The sequence below is a fragment of the Vibrio sp. 1557 genome (assembly GCF_033340175.1).
Lineage (GTDB): Bacteria > Pseudomonadota > Gammaproteobacteria > Enterobacterales > Vibrionaceae > Vibrio > Vibrio alginolyticus.
Genome location: NZ_JAWOVZ010000245.1, coordinates 1 through 1,113, shown reverse-complemented (window position 1 = coordinate 1,113; position 1,113 = coordinate 1). Strand labels below are relative to the sequence as shown.

The following is a 1,113-nucleotide window of genomic DNA, read 5'->3' as shown; positions in this document are numbered from 1 at the left end:
AAACCATTGATAACTTTGTCTGGGGTCCACCACTGCTTATTTTGCTTGTGGGAACCGGTGTTTACTTCACTTTTAGCCTTGGCTTGATCCAGTTTAAACACCTACCAACCGCGTTAGCGATGGTATTCAGTAAAGATAAGTCATCTGATAAACAGGGTGACGTTTCTAGCTTCGCAGCACTTTGTACTGCACTTTCTGCAACTATCGGTACTGGTAACATTGTCGGCGTTGCAACCGCAATCAAACTTGGTGGCCCTGGCGCCCTATTCTGGATGTGGCTTGCAGCCCTATTCGGAATGGCGACGAAATACGCTGAGTGTCTGCTTGCTGTTAAATACCGACGCGTTGACGACAATGGCCAAATGATTGGTGGCCCAATGTACTACCTACAATATGGTGTTGGCTCTAAAGCGCTAGCCATCATGTTTGCGGTATTCTCACTTGGGGTTGCTTGTTTTGGTATCGGTACGTTCCCGCAAGTAAATGCGATTCTTGATGCAAGTGAAATCTCTCTAGGTGTAAACCGTGAGCTTGCAGCTTTCATCCTGACGCTTTTGGTTGCATTTGTAACTCTAGGTGGCATCAAATCTATCGCAAGTGTCGCAGGTAAAGTGGTTCCAGCAATGGCGCTGTTTTATGTGTTGGCGTGTCTTAGCGTGATCATCATGAACGCAGATCAACTACTAAATGCTGTTGAACTTGTGTTGGTATCTGCTTTCACGTCTACCGCAGCAACGGGCGGTTTCCTAGGTGCTAGCATCATGTTGGCAATCCAATCTGGTATTGCGCGTGGTGTATTCTCAAACGAATCAGGTTTGGGTAGCGCGCCAATGGCCGCAGCAGCAGCGAAAACAGACTCTTGTGTTAAACAAGGTTTGATTTCGATGACAGGTACCTTCTTCGATACCATCATCATTTGTACCATGACAGGTCTAGCCCTGATCCTAACTGGCGCTTGGCAAAGTGACTTTTCAGGTGCCGCGATGACAACACATGCCTTTGCTGTTGGTCTCAACGCAGAAACATTCGGCCCAATGCTGGTGTCTATCGGTCTGATGTTCTTTGCGTTTACAACGATCCTTGGTTGGAACTACTACGGTGAGCGTTGTGTGG

1 protein-coding gene is annotated in these 1,113 nt (G+C 47.4%); it reads left to right on the top strand.

Annotation, left to right across the window (positions count from 1 at the left end):
• A partial coding sequence (locus R7070_RS26230; protein ID WP_318141518.1) for a sodium:alanine symporter family protein occupies nucleotides 1-1,113 on the top strand: 1,113 nt, incomplete at both ends.